19 protein-coding genes are annotated in these 21361 nt (G+C 73.8%); 10 read left to right on the top strand and 9 right to left on the bottom strand.

Annotation, left to right across the window (positions count from 1 at the left end; all coding sequences use genetic code 11):
- The first annotated feature begins 34 nt into the window (after positions 1-34).
- Positions 35-1687 (top strand): protein kinase domain-containing protein, encoded by a 1653-nt coding sequence (locus ACWDAS_RS01815; protein WP_450386448.1) that lies wholly within the window; start codon positions 35-37, stop codon positions 1685-1687.
- A gap of 92 nt (positions 1688-1779) precedes the next feature.
- Here ACWDAS_RS01815 and ACWDAS_RS01820 read toward each other — a convergent pair whose 3' ends face one another.
- Entirely contained in the window at positions 1780-2571 is a 792-nt protein-coding gene (locus tag ACWDAS_RS01820; RefSeq protein ID WP_450386450.1) for an SGNH/GDSL hydrolase family protein, read from the bottom strand.
- 395 nt (positions 2572-2966) lie between these two features.
- Between ACWDAS_RS01820 and ACWDAS_RS01825 the strand changes: the two genes are divergently transcribed.
- The 3 genes from ACWDAS_RS01825 to ACWDAS_RS01835 all read left to right on the top strand — a co-directional run bounded on the left by ACWDAS_RS01825 (position 2967) and on the right by ACWDAS_RS01835 (position 5256).
- Positions 2967-3155, top strand: a complete 189-nt coding sequence (locus tag ACWDAS_RS01825; RefSeq protein WP_450386451.1) for a hypothetical protein — start codon at positions 2967-2969, stop codon at positions 3153-3155.
- Between the two features lie 443 nt (positions 3156-3598).
- Positions 3599-4714, top strand: a complete 1116-nt coding sequence (locus ACWDAS_RS01830; RefSeq protein ID WP_450386453.1) for a DUF5925 domain-containing protein — start codon at positions 3599-3601, stop codon at positions 4712-4714.
- Complete coding sequence (locus ACWDAS_RS01835; protein WP_450386455.1) at positions 4714-5256, top strand: TrmH family RNA methyltransferase; 543 nt, start codon at positions 4714-4716, stop codon at positions 5254-5256. Before ACWDAS_RS01830 ends, ACWDAS_RS01835 begins: the two co-directional genes overlap by 1 nt.
- Positions 5257-5533: 277 nt before the next feature.
- Here the strand turns inward: ACWDAS_RS01835 and ACWDAS_RS01840 are convergent, their stop codons facing one another.
- From ACWDAS_RS01840 to ACWDAS_RS01850, 3 genes are all read right to left on the bottom strand, one after another.
- Positions 5534-5908 (bottom strand): GntR family transcriptional regulator, encoded by a 375-nt coding sequence (locus ACWDAS_RS01840; protein ID WP_450386457.1) that lies wholly within the window; start codon positions 5906-5908, stop codon positions 5534-5536.
- Entirely contained in the window at positions 5905-7071 is a 1167-nt protein-coding gene (locus tag ACWDAS_RS01845; RefSeq protein ID WP_450386459.1) for a methyltransferase domain-containing protein, read from the bottom strand. The genes ACWDAS_RS01840 and ACWDAS_RS01845 overlap by 4 nt, the downstream gene beginning before the upstream one ends.
- Before the next feature lie 305 nt (positions 7072-7376).
- Positions 7377-8921, bottom strand: a complete 1545-nt coding sequence (locus ACWDAS_RS01850) for a carboxyl transferase domain-containing protein (protein ID WP_450386461.1) — start codon at positions 8919-8921, stop codon at positions 7377-7379.
- Between the two features lie 221 nt (positions 8922-9142).
- Between ACWDAS_RS01850 and ACWDAS_RS01855 the strand changes: the two genes are divergently transcribed.
- The 3 genes from ACWDAS_RS01855 (at position 9143) to ACWDAS_RS01865 (ending at position 10538) form a co-directional block, all read left to right on the top strand.
- Positions 9143-9355 carry a hypothetical protein gene (locus tag ACWDAS_RS01855; protein WP_450386463.1) on the top strand — a complete coding sequence of 71 codons (213 nt, stop codon included), beginning with the start codon at positions 9143-9145 and terminating at the stop codon, positions 9353-9355.
- Between the two features lie 56 nt (positions 9356-9411).
- Positions 9412-10161: a DUF2637 domain-containing protein gene (locus tag ACWDAS_RS01860; protein ID WP_450386465.1), complete on the top strand. Its 750-nt coding sequence runs from the start codon at positions 9412-9414 to the stop codon at positions 10159-10161.
- Positions 10162-10313: 152 nt separating this feature from the next.
- Positions 10314-10538, top strand: a complete 225-nt coding sequence (locus ACWDAS_RS01865) for a hypothetical protein (RefSeq protein ID WP_450386467.1) — start codon at positions 10314-10316, stop codon at positions 10536-10538.
- A 113-nt stretch (positions 10539-10651) separates the two neighbouring features.
- On the opposite strand, the gene ACWDAS_RS01870 is transcribed toward ACWDAS_RS01865, so the two are convergent.
- Entirely contained in the window at positions 10652-11137 is a 486-nt protein-coding gene (locus ACWDAS_RS01870) for a carboxymuconolactone decarboxylase family protein (RefSeq protein WP_450386469.1), read from the bottom strand.
- A gap of 173 nt (positions 11138-11310) precedes the next feature.
- Between ACWDAS_RS01870 and ACWDAS_RS01875 the strand changes: the two genes are divergently transcribed.
- Together ACWDAS_RS01875 and ACWDAS_RS01880 are read left to right on the top strand one after the other, a co-directional pair.
- Positions 11311-12252, top strand: coding sequence for an RNA polymerase sigma-70 factor (locus tag ACWDAS_RS01875; protein WP_450386471.1), 942 nt, complete (start codon positions 11311-11313; stop codon positions 12250-12252).
- Positions 12253-12492: 240 nt separating this feature from the next.
- Complete coding sequence (locus ACWDAS_RS01880) at positions 12493-13488, top strand: lytic polysaccharide monooxygenase auxiliary activity family 9 protein (RefSeq protein ID WP_450386474.1); 996 nt, start codon at positions 12493-12495, stop codon at positions 13486-13488.
- Between the two features lie 50 nt (positions 13489-13538).
- Here the strand turns inward: ACWDAS_RS01880 and ACWDAS_RS01885 are convergent, their stop codons facing one another.
- From ACWDAS_RS01885 to ACWDAS_RS01895, 3 genes are all read right to left on the bottom strand, one after another.
- Positions 13539-14465, bottom strand: a complete 927-nt coding sequence (locus tag ACWDAS_RS01885; protein WP_450386476.1) for an esterase/lipase family protein — start codon at positions 14463-14465, stop codon at positions 13539-13541.
- Between the two features lie 169 nt (positions 14466-14634).
- Entirely contained in the window at positions 14635-15627 is a 993-nt protein-coding gene (locus ACWDAS_RS01890) for a DNA polymerase Y family protein (protein WP_450386478.1), read from the bottom strand.
- Positions 15624-19085 carry a DNA polymerase III subunit alpha gene (locus ACWDAS_RS01895; protein ID WP_450386479.1) on the bottom strand — a complete coding sequence of 1154 codons (3462 nt, stop codon included), beginning with the start codon at positions 19083-19085 and terminating at the stop codon, positions 15624-15626. Before ACWDAS_RS01895 ends, ACWDAS_RS01890 begins: the two co-directional genes overlap by 4 nt.
- Positions 19086-19255: 170 nt before the next feature.
- On the opposite strand from ACWDAS_RS01895, the gene ACWDAS_RS01900 reads away from it, so the two are divergent.
- Positions 19256-20137 (top strand): nuclease, encoded by an 882-nt coding sequence (locus ACWDAS_RS01900; protein WP_450386480.1) that lies wholly within the window; start codon positions 19256-19258, stop codon positions 20135-20137.
- Here ACWDAS_RS01900 and ACWDAS_RS01905 read toward each other — a convergent pair.
- Positions 20124-21341 carry an amidase gene (locus ACWDAS_RS01905; RefSeq protein WP_450386482.1) on the bottom strand — a complete coding sequence of 406 codons (1218 nt, stop codon included), beginning with the start codon at positions 21339-21341 and terminating at the stop codon, positions 20124-20126. The two genes, ACWDAS_RS01900 and ACWDAS_RS01905, sit on opposite strands and share 14 nt — an antisense overlap.
- Positions 21342-21361 lie beyond the last annotated feature (20 nt).

Raw genomic sequence — 21361 nt, forward strand, 5'->3', positions numbered from 1 at the left:
TGGGCTGCGGGCGGCACAAAGGGGGGACACGCCGATGACACGGCTCGTGGCGGGACGCTACCGGCTGATCAGCGAGTTGGGCCGGGGCGGCATGGGTGTGGTCTGGCTCGCGCGGGACGAGCTGCTGGGCCGCGAGGTGGCCGTCAAGGAGGTCAAGGCCCCACCGGGTCTCGACGACCGGGAGGTCGAGCGCCTGTACGCCCGGCTGCAACAGGAGGGGATCGCGGCCGCCCGCGTCGAGCACCCCAACGTCATCAAGGTCTACGACGTGGCCATGGCCGAGGGCAGCCCGTGGATCGTCATGGAGCTCGTCCGCGGCATGACCCTCGCCGACGTCCTCGACGCGGAGGGCCCCATGGAGCCGCGGCGCGCCGCCGGGATCGGCGGCAGGGTGCTGGCGGCGCTGCGCGTGGGCCACGCCGCCGGGGTGCTGCACCGCGATGTGAAACCGGGCAACGTCCTCATCGGCAACGACGGGCGGGTCGTGCTCACCGACTTCGGCATCGCGATGATCGAGGGCTCCTCGGCGCTGACCCGCACCGGTGAACTGGTCGGCTCACCGGAGTACCTGGCGCCGGAGCGGGCGCTCGGCCGCCGTCCCGGCCCGGAGTCGGATCTGTGGTCGCTCGGCGTGCTGCTGTACGTGGCGGTGGAGGGCGGTTCGCCCTTCCGCCGCGACACGGCACTGAGCACGATGCGCGCGGTGGTGGACGAGGACCTGCCCGAGCCCCGCCGGGCGGGACCGCTGGCGCCGGTGATCAACGGGCTGCTGCACAAGGACCCGGCGGCCCGGCTCCCGGGCGAGGAGGCTCAGCGGCAACTGGACGCCCTGGCCGCGGGCCGAACCCCGCCGGGGGCCGGCACCGCGTACGCGACGACGCAGGCCGCCGTGCCGCTGCCGCCGACGGGGCCGAACGCCACGCCGGCCCGGTCGACGCCGGACTCCTCGACACCGCTCGGGTCGACGGCGCCGCTCGGGCGCAGGCATGACGCCGCGTCGGCCGGTGGCACCCCCGGCCGGCCCCGGCGTGCCGTGGCGGCCATGGCGGCGGGCGTGCTCGCGCTCGTCCTCGGCCTCGGGGGCGTGGCCTACGCCCTGCTCAACGACAACTCACCCGGCGGCGGTTCGGCCGGTCACGGTACCGGGGCCGGCGCGTCGTCACCGGGCGGCGGGGACAGCCCCTCGGCCGCCGGCTCGGAGGGCGACGACGGCGGCGCCGACGCCAGCGGTTACGAGGCCACGACCGGCACCGGTGACTCCGCGGGCTCGCACACCTCGGCGCCGCCCACCACGCCCGCCCATGTCAATGTCCACGTCACGGTGTCCGCCGTCCGCGACACCTACACCGGGGGATGTCCGCCGCCCGCCGAGCAGGCTCCGTCCTTCTCGGCGGTCATCACGGTCGACCGGACGCCGGTGACGGTCACGTATCGCTGGACCACGAGCAACGGCGGCAGCTCCGACCCGGACTGGAAGACCCTCGACTTCCCCGCGGGGGGCGGGAAGAGCCGCACGGTCGAGCACACGGAGCTGTCGTACAAGCCGGACGCCACGATCGAGGACTGGATGGCGGTCGTGGTGAAGACCCCGGTGGAGACGGAGTCAGGGCACGTCCCGTTCACGGTCACGTGCCAGTCGCCGAGCGCGTCGCCGAGCGGGTCGGCCGGGACCGCGACGACCCCCTGAGGGCGGCCCGCACGCGGAAGGGGTGCCGGGCGGTGGCCCGGCACCCCTGTGTTCGACGTCTGTCGCGGTTCCTCGCGCTGCCGCGCCGCGGGTCACGCGGCGGCGGTGAACACCGGCAGGTATCCGCCGGACTGGCCGGAGGCGGTGGGGTGGTACGACTCGTAGACGGGGAGGGTGAGGCTGTGCAGCCACGCCGAGCCGGAGCAGAGCTCGTGGCCGGTGAAGGTGCCGCGGACGTCGCCGAAGGCGAAGCCGTGGTCGGCGGCGCGCTTGGCGGTGATGGTGTCGAGGAGGTCGGCCGCGTCGTTTATGGCCCTGCGCTTGGTCTCGCTGAGCCCGATGCAGGTCGTGCCCAGCTTGTAGAAGCGCGGGTAGCCGATCACGACGACTCGGGCCGAGGGGGCCCTTGAGCTGATGGCGTTGTAGACGGCGTCGAGCCGTGCGGGCAGCTGGTTGTTGGCGAAGTCCCGGGCCTGGTTGATACGGCTGAGGCAGGTGCTGTCGCCATTGAGCACGCAGGTGGTCATCACGTCGGCGAAGCCGGCGTCGTTGCCGCCGATGCTGATGCTGACCAGGGTCGTCGAGGCGTTGAGCGGAGCGAGCTGGTTGTTGAGCACGTCGGTCGTCGTCGCTCCGGAACAGGCGGTGAAAGAGAACCCGGACGGGCTATGCGCGTTGGCCCAGAGCCGGGGGTACGCCTTGCTGCTCCGGTAGCAGCTGCCGCTCGAGCTGTCGTAGCTGCCGGACCCGACCCCGGCGGAGTACGAGTCGCCCAGGGCCACGTAGACGGGGCCCGCGGCTTGGGCGGAACCGGCACCAATCAGGGCGAGTGCGGCGGTAAGGAGAAGTGCGGATGCGGCTGACACTAAACGGGACAGTCTCATGGAACCTCCCTTAGCAGGATCTCTGCCGCATCTTTCGTACCGCGCAGTAACACCTTCGGGAAGTGTCCATGCCAAAATTTCTTGACATGGACATTCCGCACTCTGTCTGTGATCGCCGCTGCGTGCACCGGAGATGACGGGACCTCAGCCCCAGCCGCTCTACCCCCGTAGTTGGGCGGCGCTTCAGGGACGCCGGCGGAGTGCGGTCGACCATGGGGGCCTTCGTCTCGTGGGTCACGGCGATCGCCCTGTCGGCCGTGCCGCTCGGCTGGCCGGTCCTCCGGCGGCCGGCGCTCCGGCAGCCGAGCGGATGGGCCCGCACCGGCGGCGGGGCCCCTCGGGAACAGCCGCCCCCGGTCCCGCGTTGGTGTGGTGCGAGTGAAGGAGGTGGCGGGATGACCGACGACCAGCAGCCCCGCGAGCCCGTCCTGGACGAGGCCGCGCAGGCCCGCCGAGCCCGGTTCGGCAAGCTGCCGGAACGCATACGGCCGGAGGACACCTTCGCGGGCGCGCCGGCCACGACGCCGGACCCGGCGAGGGACACCTTCAACCCGGACGAGTGGCTGATCCGCAACGTCGCGTGACCGCGGCGTCCCCGGCCACCCGCCCCGTGGTGGTTCGGCTGTCCCGCCGTCTCGTGCCCTTCGGGCGCACAGACGCGGGCTACGGACCGGGAGGGCGGGGCCGGGGCCTGTCGGCGCTGTGCGGATGGGTGGTCGGCAAGGGTTCAGGCTCTTGAGCGGGTGGCCTTTCCGGTGACGTGGGTCCCGGTGGGGCCGCCCCGAGATCACACATCGCCGGCAGGAGGACGAGGGCGATCACTCCGATGCCCAGGAGCGGGTGCTGCCTCGCCGTCCCGCCCCGGTCACGCCGTACCTACGCTCGCATGACGTCCCATCACCAGCCACGGCAACCGCCACGCTGCCCGGATCGGGTTGATTCCACAGGGCGTTCAGCGGTTCCGGGGATTCCGCCGCTCCGCAAAAACACGGTGCGAATGGGGACCTTGTGCCGGATCATGAGCGTCATGCCCGACGCAACGCCCCCGCATCGCGCCCTGTCCATCCGCCTCGGCATGAACGACGACGACTCGCCGTCCGACGCCATCGACGCCCTCTTCCTCAGCCGATTCGTCACCGGCGAGCAGCCCTACTCGTGCGGCACGTCCCTGGACCGGGTCAAGGCGGGTGTGACGCTGGTCCCGCGCGGCGGGTCGGTGCTCCGTTCGGCGCGCGACAAGGACCGCGGGGCCGTCCTCGCCGAGGGCGAGGGCTGGACGATCCTGGTCTCCCGCTGGCACCGCCGCGCCGATGTGACGGTGACGGCGGTCAGCGAGGAGCTGGCCAAGCGCGTCCTGGCGGAGGCCGTCGAGGACGCCGAGGACCAGCCGGAACCGCAGCCGGACGACGTGACCATGGGCTTCTGGTACGTCGCCCCGCGGCGCGGGCCGCACCGCATCACGCGGCAGATCAGCGCCGCCCCCTGGGACGACGTGCGGGGCAACTACACGGCGCCGGTGGCCGAGGCCATGGACGGGCTGATGAAGCTCACCGCCGACGACGTCAGCGGCCGGCTGCTGCTCCTGCACGGCCCACCGGGCACCGGCAAGACCTCCGCGCTGCGCACGCTGGCCCGTTCGTGGCGCGACTGGTGCCAGGTCGACTGCGTCCTCGACCCCGAGGTGCTCTTCAACGACGTCGGCTATCTGATGGAGATCGCCATCGGCGAGGACGACTCGGAGGGGCCCGGCCGCTGGCGGCTGCTCCTCCTGGAGGACTGCGACGAGCTGATCCGCGGCCAGGCCAAGCACCAGACCGGCCAGGCCCTGTCCCGGCTGCTCAATCTCACCGACGGCCTGCTCGGTCAGGGCCGCAACGTCCTGGTCGGCATCACCACCAACGAGGACCTGGAGCGGCTGCATCCGGCGGTGGTCCGCCCCGGCCGCTGCCTGGCGCGGATCGAGGTGGGCCCGCTGACCCGCGCCGAGGCGACCGGCTGGCTGGGCACGTCCGAAGGCATCGGCCGGGACGGCGCCACGCTGGCGGAGCTGTACGCCCTGCGCCGCAACGCGACCTCCCCCAGCGGCCCGGCGCTCCCCACCCAGACGACCCCGGCCTCCGAATCCGGAGGCCTGTACCTCTGATGGCCGGGAGTCCCCCCGGAGAGGCGAGGGGGAGGATACGGTCCCGGACGAGGGCCGAACTGCGGCGCAGCCGCCGCCCGCGGGCGCACGGCTGCTGGGACCACCTGTACGCGGCGCCGCTGTGGCCGCTGCACGGCGCGAACCTGGGCACGCTGCTGCGCACCTGCGACGCGGTCGGCGCGTGCCTGGTCGTCCCCCGCTTCCCGTGGGTGCCGGAGGCCCTGGCCCGTGGCAACACGCTGCGGCGCCCCGCCTGCGTGCACTGGACCGGCGACCCGCTCGGCTGGCTGAGGCGGCAGCGGGAACGCGGCGCGCACGTCGTGGGCGTCGAACTCGCCGACGAGGCCGTACGGCTGGCGGACCTTCCGGCCGCGCGGCGGACGACGGTCGTCGTGCTGGGGCACGAACAGCAGGGCATCCCGCCGGAGGCGCTCGACCTGCTCGACCTCGCCGTGGAGATCCCGATGGTGGGCACGGGTGCCAGCCTCAACGTCGCCGTCGCCGGTTCGCTGGCGCTGTACAAACTGGCCGGGCTGCTGTGAGCGGTTCGGGCTGGAGCCTGTCTTCACATTCCCTCACCCAACCTTCGGCCGGGGAGTACCCCAACCCCGCGGCGCTCCCCCGGCTTCGCCGGGAGGCACCCCCCAGGCTGCGTTGTCGAATCGTCCGAGCAGCCCATTGCGAGGACGACTCTCCGCCTTGCGATGCACCGCACCCGGGGGCTCCCCCAGCGAAGCCGGGGGAGCCGCGGGACCCGCCCCCGGGCGGTGGGGCACCTCCCGGCGACGCTGGGGGAGTCAACCACACCGGGCAATACATCTAGGCCTCGTACGCGGCGCGCAGCGCGTCCTGCACGGCGGCGAGGGCGGCGGCGCGGTCCAGGCCGAGGCGCTGCGCGCGCTGGGCGTACGCGGTCGCGGCGGTCGCCGCCTCGCGGGCGGCGGCGTCGCCCGCGGCCGCGACGAACGTGCCGTTCCGGCCGCGGGTCTCGATCACGCCGTCCGCCTCCAGGGCGCGATAGGCCTTGGCCACGGTGTTGGCCGCCAGGCCGAGCTCGTCGGCGAGGCCGCGGACGGTGGGCAGCCGGTAGCCGACCGGGAGGGCGCCCGAGCGGGCCTGCTCGGCGATCTGCGTGCGCAGTTGCTCGTAGGGCGCGGCGGCGGCGTCCTGCCTGACGGTGATCTTGAGGCTCACGGTGTGTCGTCCTCCCGGCGGGGCGAGGCGGGGCGGTTTGTCGCGCCCATTGTGCTGCACGCGTCGTCCGCGAGGACGACGGCGCGGCCGGGGCCCAGCGGGTCGTGGGCGATCGTGTCCCCCGGCTCGTGCAGGTGCAGCACGAAGCGCTCGCCCGCGCGGTACGCCTCGAGGCCGGCCCTGCAGTACGCCACCATGTCGTCCGGCAGCGCGTCCAGGGGGAACCAGCCGAGCTCCGAGCACTTGCCCGGTTCGCGGTTGACCGGTTCGTGGACGCCGCCGTCCGCCTCGAAGAACCAGCCGATCCGCTCGCCCCCGCCGGGTGCGCGGTGCTGCATGACCAGGGCGACGGCGACGTCCTCGGGGCGCAGCACGACGCCCACCTCCTCGTGGGCCTCGCGGACCATGGCGGTCAGGACGTCCTCGCCGTCCTCGACATGGCCGGAGGGGGCGTGCAGCAGGCCGTCCGCGTAACCGGTGTTGACGCGGCGGCCGAGCAGGACCTCGTCACCGCGGCGCAGGATGAGGTGGACGTCGACGATCTCCGCGTGCCTGCGGGGCTGCTTGATCCGCACGACCGCGGCGTAGCGCTCGTCCCGGACCGGGCCGCCCCACAGCGCGGTGTCGTGGGCGAGTTGCTCGATCTGTGTGTGCTCGGCCAACGGCCGGACCATGTCCGCCAGTTCGGCGGCGCCGATGCCCACGGGCTCGGCCTCGCCCCAGCGCCCCTCGACCAGCACCAGGCGGCCGCCGCGGCGCAGCAGCCCCGCCCAGCGGCGCAGTACGGCCACGGGGTCGGGCAGCGCCCACAGCACGTGCCGGACGAGCACCACGTCGAACCGTCCCCGCGCCACCGGCGGTTGCGCCGCGTCCCCGAGCAGGAAGCGGGCCCCGGTGCCGGTGAGCTTCGCCCGGGCCAGCGCGGCCATGCGCGGGGAGCGGTCGACGGCGGTCACGCGGTGCCCCTGCTCGGCGGCGAGCCGCGCGAGGCTGCCGGTGCCGCAGCCGAGGTCCAGCACGTCGGCCGGGGTGTCCGGCAGCCACCCCCGCATCCGGGCCGCCCATGCCTCCCGCACCGCGGGCTCCCGCAGGCCGTGGTCCGGCTCCTCGTCGAAGCGGTCGGCCATGGTGTCCCAGTACGCGTCACTGCTCAGTTCACCCATCCGGCGATCATGTCAGCCACCACTGACAACGCCTCCGCTCCCGCGAGCCCGAGGCGCGCTCGTGGCGGTGGCCGGTGGCGCGGCCCCGCACCGCCACCGCGCCTGCGCGGCACCCGCGGTCTCTCCTCGGCCCTGCGGCATCGCCACGTCCGCCCACCGGTGGACAGAATCGCGTCGGTCGTTCCCCGGCCCGTCCCGGGGACGCCTCCGGCCCCGGGTGAGCGCCCCACCCGCAACCGGGGGAGCAAGGGCGCCCCGGCCCCTCTTCGGTCGAGAGGTGCGGAACGGGACTGGCGGAGGGGGCGTCAGCCCAGGCCCAGGTGGCGGTAGCGGGTGCGGCGGGCGACGAGGCGGACGGCACGGGGGTGGGCGCGCAGAACGGCGAGCTCCGCGCCGAGGACCGCCCCGAGGCGGGACAGGAACGCCTCGGGGGCGTCCGCCGCGTCGGGTGCCTCCTCCACCACTCGGTCGACGATCCCGTGCGCGGCCAGGTCCGCCGACCGCACGCCCTGCCGGGCGGCGACCTCGTACGCCCGCTCCGTCGTCCGGTACAGGATCGCCGAGGCACCCTCGGGCGGCAGCGGGGAGAGCCACGCGTGCCGCGCGGCCAGCACCCGGTCCGCGGGCAGCAGCGCGAGGGCGCCCCCGCCGGCGCCCTGCCCGAGCAGCAGGCACAGCGTGGGCGCGGGCAGGCTCATCAGGTCGGCGAGGGAGCGGGCGATCTCGCCCGCCAGGCCGCCCTCCTCGGCCTCCTTGGACAGCGCGGCGCCGGCCGTGTCGACGACGGACAGCAGGGGCAGGTCCAGTTCCGCCGCGATCCGCATGCCGCGGCGGGCGACCCGCAGTCCCGCGGGCCCGAGCGCGGGCGGCCGTCCGTCGGCGGTCTCCCGCCGGTCGTGGCCGAGGACGACGCACGGTGTGCCGCCGATGCGGGCGAGGGCGAGCAGGAGCCCGGGGTCCCGCTCCCCCGCCCCGGTGCCGCTGAGCGGGGTCACGTCCTGTCCGGCCACCGCCAGCAGGGCTCGCAGTCCCGGCCGTTCGGGCCGGCGTGAGCGCCGGATGGACTCCGCGGCCGGGGGGACGGGGGCGCCGGGACCGGACTCGCCGGCAGCCGGGACGGTGGCCTCGCCGGCGGCCGGCGGGGCACCGGCCGCGTCGCCGCACAGCACACCGAGGGTCCGCGCCGTGGCCTCCGCGACCTGCGCGATCGGCAGGACCGCGTCGACGATGCCGTTGGCCAGCAGGTTCTCCGCGAGCTGGACCCCGGGCGGGAACTCCTCGCCGTACAGGGCCTCGTGGACGCGGGGGCCGAGGAAGCCGATGAGCGCGCCGGGTTCGGCGGCGGTGACGTGCCCGAGGGAGCCCCAGGACGCGAAGACCCCGCCCGTGGTCGGGTGTCGCAGGTAGACCAGGTACGGCAGGCCCGCGGACTTGTGGTCGGTGATGGCGGCGGTGACCTTGACCATCTGCAGGAACGCGATGGTGCCCTCCTGCATCCGGGTCCCGCCCGAGGCGGGCGAGGCCAGCAGCGGCAGACGCTCGCGGGTGGCCCGCTCGACGGCCCGTACGAGGCGTTCGCCGGCGGCGACGCCGATCGAGCCGCCCAGGAAGCCGAACTCGCCCGCGACGACGGCGACCCGGCGGCCGCGTACCCGGCCCTCGCCGGTGACCACCGACTCGTCGAGCCCCGTGCGCACCCGCGCCCGGTCGAGGTCGGCGCGGTACTCGGCGTTGTCGAGGTATCCGGGCAGGCCGGTCACGGGCTCGTCCCAGCCGTGCCAGGTACCTGGGTCGACGACGGCGTCGACGAGGTCGAGAGCGGCTGCGCGGCGGCGCGGCGGTTCGGTCATGGCGCCCACCCTAGGGTGCCCGCCCGGGCCCGTGGCCAGGGCCAACACCTCACGGAACACGGGGCGGAGGTCACTCGTACGGCGCAACTCCATCACGGGCCGGGGGTCGTTGTGGGGATGTGGTCACAGTCGATCCCCAGAGCGCGCCGGGTGTGCCGTCCGGGAGTGCGATCCCCCGGACGGTCCCGACGCCCATCCGCCGCAGCCGTCCGTACCGCCCGATGCAGGGCGTCCCCCTCGGGGAGTGGGTCTTCATTCCGGAAACGGCGGGATTCTTCGGGAGGAGTTCGGACGCCTACATCGAGCGCGGCGAGGAGCGCATTCCACTCGTGTACTGCTCTTCGGAACTGGAACAGTTCGCCAAAGAAATGGTCGGGATCGAGGGGGATTTCGCCCGCCGCTGCTCCGGCATCGACACGGATGCACGGAACTGAGGGCGCGTATCCCCCCATTCCCCTCGCCCACGCCCGGCCCCGACAGGAATTCCTTCATGCCGCCTTTGCAGGACCGTTTCCGATTTCAGAATGACGCGCCGTACGAGGAGCACCTCAACGGCCACACCATTTACAGTCCCCGTCAGTCTCCCGACGACACTTCCGGAAACGGTGTCTTCTCCGCCCCGGACTACGACGTCCTCAACGGGGTGTGGACGTCCGAGGAGGAATTGGCCCAGCTCCTCGAACCCCCCTTCGCGGACGAGGAAGAGTACGACGACGACGTCTTCGCCGCGCCCTCCCCGGAGGCCGCCACCCACGAACTGCCGCTCGCCCGGCACCGGCACCGCAGGATCCGCCGGGCGGCGCTGCGGCAGAGGACGACCCGGACCCAGACCCTCAGCTTCGTCGTCGCGGCGGTCGCCGCCACCATCGTGGCGATGGTGAGCGTGCTCGGCGGGATGGTCGCCCACGACCCGTTGCGTCACATCGCCGCCACCGACGGGTCGCCGGGCCTGGCGGACTGGTGGCCGCTGCTGGTCTACGGCCCCTGGATGGTGGCCTCGTTGTCGATCCTGCGGGCCGCCCTGCACCAGCGGCGCGCCCCGCACTCCTGGGCGGTCGTCCTGCTCTTCTCCGCGTTCGCGATCCTGTTCTGCGTCGCCTCCGCCCGCCGGACGATCACCGACTGGACCGTCGCCAGCCTCCCCGCCATCGCGGCGCTGTCCTGCTTCCACCAGCTCGTGCGGCAGATCACCCTCACCCATCCCCCGCGCCGCTCCTCCCGCAGCCGGCACGCGTCCTGAACCCGTCGGGGACCGCACGTCGCGCGGCCGCACCGCCCCCTCCGGTGCGGCCGCGGCCCGGGTCCGGTCACCGGGCGGTTGACGTGTCCCTTGCAACGATGTGAGGATGCCCATGATCCAGTCGAGCATTCGGGCTTTTCGTGGAGGGGAACATGAACAAGCGCAGGGGTGCCTCGGTCCTCGTCGCCGTGGCCGCGACGCTGACCGGAATGCTCGCGGTCGCCGCTCCGGCGAACGCGAGTGTGCCCTACAAGGTGTACTCGACCAGTGCGGCCTGCAAGACGGCGGGCCAGAATTTCGTCGATTCCGGGCAGGCCTACAAATACACGTGCACCTGGGACAGCCCGGGCTACCTCCTGACGCTCTGGCTCGGCTGACGGCTGACGGCCGCGGGAAGCGCACCCGGAAACGGGCGGACGGCGCCGGACGGGTCTCCCGTCCGGCGCCGTCGCCGTACCCTCCGGGGTCCGGCCCGGGATGCGCCCGCCGGTCAGTCGAACGCGGCGGCGAACATGCCCGGCTCGTAGGAGCCTCCCCGCTGGTGCACGATCACGGCGAGCCGGTTGGCCGCGTTGATCAGGGCGACCAAGGAGACCAGCGCGGCGGTCTGGTCGTCGTCGTAGTGCTTGCGCACCTGGGCCCAGGTCTCGTCGGACACGCCGTGGTGGGCGTCGGCGAGCCGGGTGCCCTCTTCGGCGAGCGCCAGCGCGGCCCGCTCGGCCTCGGTGAACACGGTGGACTCCCGCCAGGCGGCGACCAGGTGGAGCCGGACCGCGGTCTCACCGGCGGCTGCGGCCTCCTTGGTGTGCATGTCGATGCACCACCCGCAGCCGTTGATCTGGCTGGCGCGCAGCGACACCAGCTCCTGCGTGGACCTGGGCAGCGGCGACTGCTGGATCACCAGGCCGGCGTTGGCGAACCGCTTGGCGAACTTGGCGGCGACCTCGTTGTCGAACAGGTTGAATCGGGCGTCCATGATCTCGTCCTCACTCGTGGTGTGGCACCGAACGAACACGAGATGCCGGCGCCCCGCTCCTTGTGACGGGACGGCTGTGTGACGTACGCCACCGCTCGTGGGTGTCACAGGGCCGCGGGCACCGGCGTCTTGTGCGCGTGGCATCGTCGAGAGCGAAGAGGCAGGAGCAGCCGGTGAAGAGCGAGCGCGGCGAGCACACGGAGGACGGCGCCGGGCGGCCCGCCGGCGGCCGGCGCACGGACCCCGCCACCGAGGCGTTCGTCGTCCATCGCAATCTGCTGTTCACCGTCGCCTACGAGATGCTCGGCTCGGCCGCCGACGCGGAGGACGTCCTGCAGGAGACCTGGTTGCGGTGGGCGGGTGTCGATCTCGGCACCGTGCGGGACCAGCGTGCGTACCTGGTCCGGATCACCACGCGCCAGGCGCTGAGCCGGCTGCGCGCGCTCGGCCGCCGCAAGGAGTCCTATGTCGGTCCCTGGTTGCCCGAGCCGTTGCTGACCGCCCCGGACGTGGCCGAGGACGTCGAGTTGGCCGACAGCGTCTCGATGGCGATGCTGCTGGTGCTGGAGACGCTCACGCCCACCGAGCGGGCGGTGTTCGTGCTGCGCGAGGTGTTCGACCTCGGGTACGACGAGATCGCCGAGGCCGTCGACAAGAGCCCGGCCGCGGTCCGCCAGATCGCGCACCGGGCACGGGCGCACGTCGCGGCGCGCCGGCCGCGCGGGGTCGTCTCCCCGGCCGAGACCCGTGACGCGTTGGACGCGTTCCAGCGGGCGACCGAGACGGGTGATCTGCAGGGCCTGCTCGACATCCTCGCGCCGGATGTCGTCCTCCTGGGTGACGGTGGCGGAGTCAAGAAGGCCGTCCCGCGGCCCGTCGTGGGGGCCGACAAGGTGGCCCGCCTGCTGGTCGCGGGGCTTGGGAGGGTCAGCGGCGCGGTGTCGCTGCGACCGGCACAGGTCAATGGCCACCCGGCGCTGGTCCTGCGGCTCGACGGCGCGCTCGACGCCGTCGTGGCGATGCGCATCGACGACGGCCTCATCACCGGGCTCTACGCCGTGCGCAATCCCGAGAAGCTGTCGCGCATGCAGCAGCAGACCGCCCTGCGCCGCTGAGCGCGGCGCCGGATGCGGCCCGCGGGAACGGCACCCGCGGCCCGTCATGGGAAAGGAGGCCTTAGTGGCGCCTTAACGGGGCCGTAAAGATCGCCCACGGGTCCTCCGAACAGGGGTTCCGGGTCTTCGGCGGGGCTAGCGTGCTGGTTCGCCGGCGCCCGTCGGCGCCGCGCACGGGGGCGGCGCCGACGGGATTCCGGTGCCGTACGCGCAGGACCGCCACTCAAGGAGAAGCCCACGATGACCGCACGCCGAACGGCCGCCCTGGTCGCCGCCCTCGGAATCGGACCGCTCGCGCTGACCGGCCTGGCCGCGGGACCGGCGAGCGCGCACGGCACCATGGGCGGCCCGGTCAGCCGGGTGCTGACCTGCTACGCGGAGAACCCCGAGAACCCGACGTCGGCCGCGTGCAGGGCGGCGGTCGCGGCGGGCGGCACACAGGCCTTCTACGACTGGAACGGGGTGCGGATCGGCGACGCCGCCGGACGGCACCGCCAGTTGATACCGGACGGCAGGCTGTGCAGCGCGGGCAACGAGGAGTTCGAGGCGCTGGACCTGGCGCGGGCCGACTGGCCGGCGACGAGGATGACGCCCGGGCGGCAGGAGCTGGCGTACCGGGTGACGGCCCGCCACAAGGGCTCGTTCGAGCTGTACATGACGAAGGACGGCTACGACCCGTCGCGGCCGCTGACCTGGTCGGACCTGGAGGCGCAGCCGTTCGCGAAGGTCACCGACCCGGCGGTGCGGGACGGCAGTTACGTACTGCCGGTGGATGTTCCGGCGAAGTCGGGACGCCGGCTGATCTACGCGATCTGGCAGCGCTCGGACAGCCCTGAGGCCTTCTACTCCTGCTCCGACGTGGTCTTCGGCACCGGCGGCGGCAAGGCGCCCGCGGCGCCTGCCACGTCGGGCGCGGCCACCACCAGGGCCCCGGCCACGACCGCCCCCGCGCCCACCGCCTCCGTGCCGAGCGAGGCGCGGATCGCCGCCGGCGCGGACAAGTCGACGGTACGTCACGACCACGCGCACAGCGCGGCCGCCGCCGGCGGCTCGGCGAGCCCGCTCGCGGAGCCCGCCGCGGCGGCGGGCACGTCCCCGGCCGATGAGAACCTCGCGGAGACCGGAAGCAGCAGCACCGGGGCGACCTCGCTGATGGCGGCGGGTGCCGCCGCCGTCTCGCTCGGCGCTTCGGTGCTGCTGCTCGTCGCCCGCAGGCGCCGACCGCGGGTCGGCTGAGCCGGATCGGCCGTGGATCGGTCGTGAATCAGCCGTGGATCAGCCGCGGATCAGCTGAAGACGTCCCCGCAGTCGGTCGACGTGGCGTGCGCCGGGTCGAGGGCGTTGGCCGCCTCGTGGAACACGATGCGGTCGGTCAGCCCGACAAAGACGTGCTCGGACAGGTCGAGCGAGCACAGGTCCTGCAACACGACGTTGTGGACGTCGGGCCCGGACAGGAACTGCGAGGTGTACGGCGTGACGACCTCGTCGTACCTGGTCGCTATCACCGTGTAGTGGATGCCGGGGAGGGTGTCGCCGCCGGCGTTCAGCTTGGTCATGAAGGCCGATCCGGCCATCTGGTCCGTCAGTCCCTGCGGGGCGAGGTTCTGGATGGCCTCGGCCGCCCCGGGGAAGTACGGCAGCAGCTTGAGCAGCCCGTTGAGGTCGGTCCCGTGGTTGCTGGGGGCGATGCCGACGAGCGCGTTCACCTTGGGGGCACCGCCCAGGAACTTCATGTAGTAGCGCGGCATCATGCCGCCCTGGGAGTGCCCGACGATGTCGACCTTGCTCGCGCCGGTGGCCGCGAGGACCCGGTCGACGTAGTCGGCGAGCTGCTGGGAGGACGCGGCTATGGAGCCGAGCCCGTAGAAGAGGGGCACGCCGGACAGCTGGCCGTAGTCCAGGGAGTAGACGCAGTAGCCCCGCTTGACCAGATACGGCGCGAGACCGAGCCAGTTGTCGATGGAGTTGCCGAAGGTGCCGTGGACGAGGACGACGGGCCGCGGGTGGGCGGCGGACGGCTTGCAGGACCAGTTGTTCCAGCCGCTGCTCGCGGTGGCGTCGGCGGCGGTCGCGGCGGCCTTGGTGTCGGACGCGGGGGCCTTCGCCAGTGCGGTGGTGGCGGTGTCGGCCAGAACGGGGGTGGCCACGAGGGCCGCGGTGAGAGTCAGCGCGGAGAGGAGCCGGAGCGCTGATCGCGGTCTGAAGGGCAGCATCGAGCGATCTCCTCGCAGGTGGGGGAATGACTGGCTCCCGGGCGACCTGTGATCCGGATCACAAGAGTGCTGAGCTTCCGTCAATTTACGGAGGAGTAACAAAGGGCGCTAGCTACTGGTCGGTAAAGAATTCATCACATGGACTTCGGGTCACTGTGATGACGGACCGTCATGCCGCGCCCGACAGCGCCGCCGGCATCAGCGCACGCGGTCCGAAGCGGGCCCGCGCCCGGTCCGCGACCGCCTCGATCCGGCGCGCCTTCTCGTCCCCCGGATCCAGGCTGAGCTGCAGCGCGGCGAGCCCGGCGTCCGTCAGCCCCTCCGCGCGCAGTGCGAGACCGCGCACCCGGGCGCGCTGCAGCCCCAGCCCCTCGTACAGCCGGTACGCGGCCCCGGCGAGGGCGGCGCCGTGACCGGTCGGTTCGGGCAGTGCGCGGGTGCGGGTGGTCGTCGAGCGGTCGGCGTAGCGGACGGTGAGGGTCAGCGAGCGCGCGACCCGGCCCGACGCGCGCAGTTGGGAGCCCAGTTCCTCGGTGAGCGACAGCAGGGCGCGGCGGTGCCGGACGGGGTCCAATTCGTCGTGGCCGAAACGGCGTTCCGCACCGGCCGAGCGTGCGGGGGCGTTCGGGACGACCGGGGTCGGGTCGATGCCGCGGGCCCGTTCGTGCGTCCTCCGGCCCACCGCGGCACCCAGGATCCGCTGCAGGGTGCCCGGCGGCGCGGCCGCGACGCGCCCGACGGTGTCCAGCCCGTACGTCCCCAACTGCCGCGCCGTCGCCGGGCCGACGCCGTGCAGCGCCGCCACCGGGCGGTCCGCGAGGAAGGCCGCCACGGCCGCTGGGTCGGTGGGCGCGGCGCGTACCGCGCCCTCCGGCCCGTCCTGTGCCGCCATCCGGGCGAGCAGCGGGTTGGGGCCGACGCCGATCGTGCAGTCCACGCCGTGGAGCGCGAGCAGCCGCACCCGCAGCAGCGTGGCCAGTTCGCCGGCGTCCCGCCCGAAGTAGCGCAGCGCCCCGCGGACATCGGCGAGCGCGGCGTCGGGCGGCAGCGCCTGGACGACGGGGGTGAAGCCGCCGAGCAGCGCGAGGAGCCGCTCGTACAGCGCCTCGGCGGCATGGAAGTGCACGTACAGCACGTGCGAGATCTCCGGTCGGCTGTTCATCGTCCCGCGCTCCCCGGACTGGAGTGCCACAGCTTGCGGCCGGTCGGGATGCCCTCGCCCGCGGGCCGCAGATCGGCCCAGGGGTGCATCTCGTACCCGGTGGACATGCGGACCCGGCGGCCCTCGGGCGCGGGTGCGGGCAGTTCCGCGGGCTCGCCCGGGGTCTCGGCCAGCCGTGCCGCGACCGCCTCCAGGCCGCCCTTCTTGCGCAGTTCGACCAGTTCGGCGAGGTTCCAGGCGGCGGCGCCGACGACGGACAGGCTCTGCGGTCCGCGGCGCTGGACCACCCCGCGGACCAGCAGCAGCCAGGAGTGGAACACGGTGTGGGCGCACGCCTCGTGGCTGTCGTCGAAGAAGGCGAGGTCGACCAGGCCGGTGCCGTCGTCGAGGGTGGTGAAGACGACCCGGCGCCCGGAGCGGATGGGCGGGGTCTGGGTGGCCGCCTTGGCCCCGGCGACGAGGACGGTCTCGCCGTGCCGCACCTCGCGCAGCCGGTTCGCGGGGATCGCGCCCAGCTCCTCCAGGAAGGCGAGGTGATCGTCCATCAGGTGACGGGAGGCGTCCATGCCGAGGACGCCGAGCTCGGCACCGAGCCGCTCGCCGTCGTCCATGTCGGGCAGGCCGGCCGACGCGAACGCCGGCACCCCCTCGCCGCCGGCCAGGGTGAGCTGACCGTCGTACGCGGAGGCCCTGCCCTGCCGGTGCATCTCGGCGACCTGGAGCAGCAGGTCGCGGCGGTTGCCCCCGAAGGGGTCCAGCGCCCCGACCTGGACCAGGCGTTCGGCGGCGGCGCGCCCCGGGCGGGCACGCTGCCACAGGTCCTGGAGCGAGGAGTAGGGCTGCCCGGCGGTGATCCGGGCGACCTCGGCCTCGCTGATGCCGTGCACCTCGGAGAGCGCGAGCCGCAGCCCCCACACCTCCTCGCCACTCCCCTCGCCGGACACCAGTTCGATTCGATAGGCCGCGCCCGACCGGTTGACGTCCAGCGGCAGCACCGGCACCCCGCGCCGCCGGGCGTCCGCGAGCAGCAGCCGCTTGGGGTACATGCCGGGGTCGTGGGTGAGCACCCCGGCATAGAAGGCCGCCGGGTGGTGCGCCTTGAGCCAGGCGGACTGGTAGGTCGGCACGGCGAAGGCGACGGCGTGCGCCTTGCAGAAGCCGTACGCGCCGAAGGCCGAGACGATCTCCCAGGTGTGCCGGATGACCTCGCGGGAGTAGCCGCGGCCCCGGGCCGCGTCCGCGAACCAGGCCCGCAGCCGCCCCTGCCGGGCCTCGTCCGACAACGCGCGCCGGGCCTCGTCGGCGAACGCCCGGTCACAGCCGGTCATGACGCACATGATGTCGATGAGCTGCTCGTGGAAGACGACGACTCCGTGGGTCTCACGCAGCACCTCCTCCAGGTCGGGGTGCGGGTAGTGGACGGGCTTGCGGCCGTGCCGCGCGTCGATGAACGGCCGCACCATGTCGGCGGCGACCGGCCCGGGGCGGAAGAGGGAGATGTCGACGACCAGGTCGTGGAAGGTGCCTGGTTGCAGCCGCCCCACCAGGTCGCGCTGGCCCGGGGACTCGATCTGGAAGCAGCCCAGCGTCTCGGCGGTGCGGATCAGCTCGTACGTCGCCGGGTCGCCCTGCGGGATCCGGTCCAGGTCGATCCGGCCGCCGCCGGTCCGTTCCACCTCGTCCAGGGCGTGGGCCATCGCGGACTGCATGCGCACCCCGAGCACATCGAGCTTGAGCAGCCCGAGGTCCTCGACGTCGTCCTTGTCGAACTGCGACATGGGGAAGCCCTCGCCGCTGGTCGGCACGACCGGCGTGCGGTCCAGCAGTCCGGCATCCGACAGCAGCACCCCGCAGGGGTGCATGGCGACCCCGCGCGGCAGCGCGTCCAGTGCCTCGACCAGTTCCCACAGCCGGCCGTGGTCCTCCCCCGCCACCTGCCGCAGCTCGGGCAGTTCGGCGAGCGCGGCCCGCGCGTCGCGGGCCCGGATGTGCGGGAAGGCCTTGGCCAGCCGGTCGGTCTGCTCCGGATCCATCCCGAGGGCGGCGCCCACATCGCGCACGGCGTGGCGGACGCGGTAGGTCTCGGGCATGGCCACGGTGGCCACCCGCTCGCCGCCGAAGCGGTCCAGGATGCGCCGGTAGACCTCCAGCCGGCGGGCGGACTCCACGTCGATGTCGATGTCGGGCAGGGAGGCACGCCTGCCCGACAGGAAGCGCTCCATGAGCAGGCCGTGCTCGACGGGGTCGGCGGCGGCGATGCCCAGCAGGTGGTTGACGAGCGAGCCGGCGCCCGAGCCGCGCGCCGCGACCCGGATGCCCATCTCCCGCACGTCGTCGACGACTTGGCTGACGGTGAGGAAGTACGAGGCGAAGCCGAGCCGCTCGATGATCCGCAGCTCGTGGTCGAGTCGCGCCCAGTACTCCGGCTCCCGGTCGTGCCCGGTGCGGACCATCCCGGCGGCGCAGCGTGAGCGCAGCACGCGGTCGGCGGTGCGGGCGCCCGCGCCGACGACCTCCGGCTCGGGGAAGTGCACCTGCCCGAGCCCCAGGTCCTCCTCCGGGTCGACGGCGCAGCCCGCGGCGGTCTCCTCGGTGGCCCGCAGCAGCCGGCGGGCGTCGGTACGGGGGAAGCCGGCCGCCTCCATGACCCGTTCGGCGGTGCGCGCCATGTCCCCGGCGTCCTTCAGCCAGCGCTCCCCGCCGTCCAGGCTCCCCGCGTCGCGCACGTCGACGGGCACCAGGCGGCGCGCCGAGTCCAGGACGTCGGCCACCTCCCCCTGGCCGGGGTCGGCGTAGCGGACGGCGTTGGTCAGCACCGGGACGACGCCCTGCTCGACGGCGAAGCCGACGGTGCGGGCGGCCAGCCGCAGCGAGCCGGGCCCGGTGCCGGTGCGGCCGTGGTGCACGGCCTCCAGGCGCAGCGCGTCCCCGTACGCCTCGCGCCAGGGGCGCAGCAGCCGCGCGGCCCGGTCGGGGCGTCCGGCCGCCAGCGCCCGGCCGACCTCGGAGTCCGCGCCGAGCAGCACGTACAGTCCCTCCCGTCCCAGGTCCCCCCATCCGATGCCGCCGCCGGTGTGGGCGGCGCTGACCAGCCGGCACAGCGCGCCCCAGCCGCGGCGGTCCCGGGCGAGGAAGACCGCCCGGTCGGTCGCCTCGGGCACGAAGGCCCCGCCGCGCACCGGGGTGCGCCGCCGGGCGGCCGGCGAGGCGGTCCGAGGGGCGGCGCTCTCCCCCGCGTACGCCGCCGGCACCGCCAGGGACGCGCCGAACAGCGGCCGCACCCCGGCCCGCGCGCACGCCTTGGCGAAGCGCACCACGCCGGCCACCGTGTCCCGGTCGGTCAGCGCCAGCGCGTCCATCCCCCGTTCGGCGGCGCGCTCGGCGAGCCGCTCGGGGTGCGAGGCCCCGTAGCGCAGCGAGAAGCCGGAGACGGTGTGCAGGTGCGTAAAACCCGGCATACGCACCTCCGACCGTTCACGTCTCCCCCCTTCCGGACCCTCCGGAACCCACCATAGACCACTTGTCGAACACATGTACGAAGACACGCCGGATCCCTGTCCTCCGCCACCCTCCGCGTGGTTTCATGCACACGACGTCACCGTCGCTCGCACCCCCGTGGGGAGTCGCCATGCCGATGCTGCTGGTCAAGGGCTCTTTCCAGATAAAGAACACCGAACCGGACGGGGACACCGTGGGCTTCACCCCCACCCGCCACCCCGACTGGTACCGGGTCAAGGGCGGGCTCGGGCTCGACCTCACCAACTCCTGCCGGGGCAAGCTGCGCCTGGACGCCGTCGACGCGCTGGAGACCCACTACGGACCCACCTCGGCCCCGGCCCGCCAGCCGCTGCCGTTCGCCCACGCGGCCCGGGACGAGCTGCTGCGGTGGCTCGGCTTCACCGCCGTGGAGCGCGAGCCCGACGGCGAGCGGGTCGTCGCCGCCAGCCCCGAGAGCGTCCCCGGCTGGATCCTCACCGGCGGGGTCGACGTGCACGGCCGCTGCGTCGCCCTGGCCGGCCGGGGCCCGCTGCCCGAGGGCACGAAGAGCGGCCAGGAGGTCACGGTCGGCGTGCCGCTGCTGCGCGCCACCGTCAACCACCACCTGGTCACCGAGGGGCTGGCCTACCCGACCTTCTACAGCAACCTCTACGAGGACCTGCGGCGGGAACTGACCGACACCGCCCGGCAGGCCCGTGACGCGGGCAAGGGCCTGTGGCCCGACGACGTGAGCACCACCGGGGCGAAGATCACCGGGCTCTCCTCGCTCACCGACGACGCGACAGTGGTCCCCAAGCTCTTCCGGCGGCTCTTCGACTACCTCGCGCTCGGCGAGACCTCCCTCGCCGCCTTCCGCGCCTACCTGGCCGGAGCGGCCGACACGTACCGGATCCTGTCCTCGGACACCCCCCGCACGCAGGTGCGGGGGCTGCACCATGTCGTCGAGGTCACCGGCGACCACACCGTGCGGATGACCCGGCCGATCGAGGACCTGGTCTTCACCGAGGCATGACGACGGGGGCGAGTTCCGCCGCCCACCGCAGCAGTTCCTCGTCCTCGCCGGGCCGCCCGACGACCTGCAGACCCAGCGGCAGGCCGTTCGCGGCGTACCCGGCGGGCAGGCTCACGGCGGGGAAGCCGGCGTTGCTCCACGGCAGGCACATCACCGAGTCGCCGGTGCTGCCCAGGCCGAACGGGGCTGGGCCGGTGGCGGACGGTGCCAGCCAGACGTCGACCTCCCCCATGGCCTCCAGCAGCCGCTCACGGAAGACCCGGCGCTCGCCCACGGCCCGCTCGTAGTCGTCGCGGCCGACGGCGTGGCCCTCGCGGATGGCGGCGACCGTCTGCTCGCGGTACAGCCGGCCGTGCCGGGGGAACCAGTCGGCGTGCGTACGGGCCACCTCGTAGCGGTTCATGACGTACAACTGCCGCACGACCGCCTCGAACTCACCCGGGCCCGGCATCAGCGGCACCTCGCGCACGGTCCAGCCCGCCGCCTCCAGCCGCTTGGCCCGCGCCGCGAAGGCCTCCCGCGCCTCCGCCCCCGCACGGTCCAGGTACGGGCCGACGGGTATGCCGAGCACCGGCCGGCCGTCGTCGGCCGGCTGCTCCCGCCAGTCGTCGCACAGGACGGAGGCGCCGCGCGCCGCGGCCGCGACGTCGGAGGCGAGCACGCCCACCGTGTCGAAGCTCGGGGCGTTGGCGATCACCCCGTCCACCGGGACGCGTCCGAAGGTCGGCTTGAAGCCCACCACTCCGCAGAACGCCGCGGGGCGGATCACCGAGCCCACGGTCTGCGTCCCGATCGCCAGCGGCACCATGCCCGCCGCCACCGCCGCGGCCGAACCGCTGCTCGAACCACCCGGGGTGTGGGCGGTGTTGTGCGGATTGCGGGTCGGTCCCGGCGCGGTCACCGCGAACTCCGCCGTCACCGTCTTCCCCGCGATCAGCGCCCCGGCCGCCCGCAGCCGGTCCACGAGCGGCGCCTGCGGTCCGGCCAGCGCCTCCGGCGGCACCGCCGACCCGGCCCGGGTGTCCATCCCGTCGATCCGGACGATGTCCTTGACGCCCACCATCACCCCGGACAGCACACCCGGCGGCGCCGCGGCCGCCTCCGCCGCGAGCCGGCCCCGCCGGTCCGGCTCCCGTACGAACGCCTTGATCCTGCCGTCGAGTCGGTCGATACGATCACATGTCCGCGTCACCAAATCCGTCACGGCGGCCACGCTACGCCGAG

The sequence above is a fragment of the Streptomyces sp. NPDC001070 genome, from assembly GCF_053598835.1.

Coding starts and splice junctions, on each gene's coding strand:
- ACWDAS_RS01815 (WP_450386448.1), top strand. CDS start 35: ATGACACGGCTCGTGGCGGGACGCTACCGGCTGATCAGCGAGTTGGGC.
- ACWDAS_RS01820 (WP_450386450.1), bottom strand. CDS start 2,571: ATGAGACTGTCCCGTTTAGTGTCAGCCGCATCCGCACTTCTCCTTACC.
- ACWDAS_RS01825 (WP_450386451.1), top strand. CDS start 2,967: ATGACCGACGACCAGCAGCCCCGCGAGCCCGTCCTGGACGAGGCCGCG.
- ACWDAS_RS01830 (WP_450386453.1), top strand. CDS start 3,599: ATGCCCGACGCAACGCCCCCGCATCGCGCCCTGTCCATCCGCCTCGGC.
- ACWDAS_RS01835 (WP_450386455.1), top strand. CDS start 4,714: ATGGCCGGGAGTCCCCCCGGAGAGGCGAGGGGGAGGATACGGTCCCGG.
- ACWDAS_RS01845 (WP_450386459.1), bottom strand. CDS start 7,071: ATGGGTGAACTGAGCAGTGACGCGTACTGGGACACCATGGCCGACCGC.
- ACWDAS_RS01850 (WP_450386461.1), bottom strand. CDS start 8,921: ATGACCGAACCGCCGCGCCGCCGCGCAGCCGCTCTCGACCTCGTCGAC.
- ACWDAS_RS01855 (WP_450386463.1), top strand. CDS start 9,143: ATGCAGGGCGTCCCCCTCGGGGAGTGGGTCTTCATTCCGGAAACGGCG.
- ACWDAS_RS01860 (WP_450386465.1), top strand. CDS start 9,412: ATGCCGCCTTTGCAGGACCGTTTCCGATTTCAGAATGACGCGCCGTAC.
- ACWDAS_RS01865 (WP_450386467.1), top strand. CDS start 10,314: ATGAACAAGCGCAGGGGTGCCTCGGTCCTCGTCGCCGTGGCCGCGACG.
- ACWDAS_RS01870 (WP_450386469.1), bottom strand. CDS start 11,137: ATGGACGCCCGATTCAACCTGTTCGACAACGAGGTCGCCGCCAAGTTC.
- ACWDAS_RS01880 (WP_450386474.1), top strand. CDS start 12,493: ATGACCGCACGCCGAACGGCCGCCCTGGTCGCCGCCCTCGGAATCGGA.
- ACWDAS_RS01885 (WP_450386476.1), bottom strand. CDS start 14,465: ATGCTGCCCTTCAGACCGCGATCAGCGCTCCGGCTCCTCTCCGCGCTG.
- ACWDAS_RS01890 (WP_450386478.1), bottom strand. CDS start 15,627: ATGAACAGCCGACCGGAGATCTCGCACGTGCTGTACGTGCACTTCCAT.
- ACWDAS_RS01895 (WP_450386479.1), bottom strand. CDS start 19,085: ATGCCGGGTTTTACGCACCTGCACACCGTCTCCGGCTTCTCGCTGCGC.
- ACWDAS_RS01900 (WP_450386480.1), top strand. CDS start 19,256: ATGCCGATGCTGCTGGTCAAGGGCTCTTTCCAGATAAAGAACACCGAA.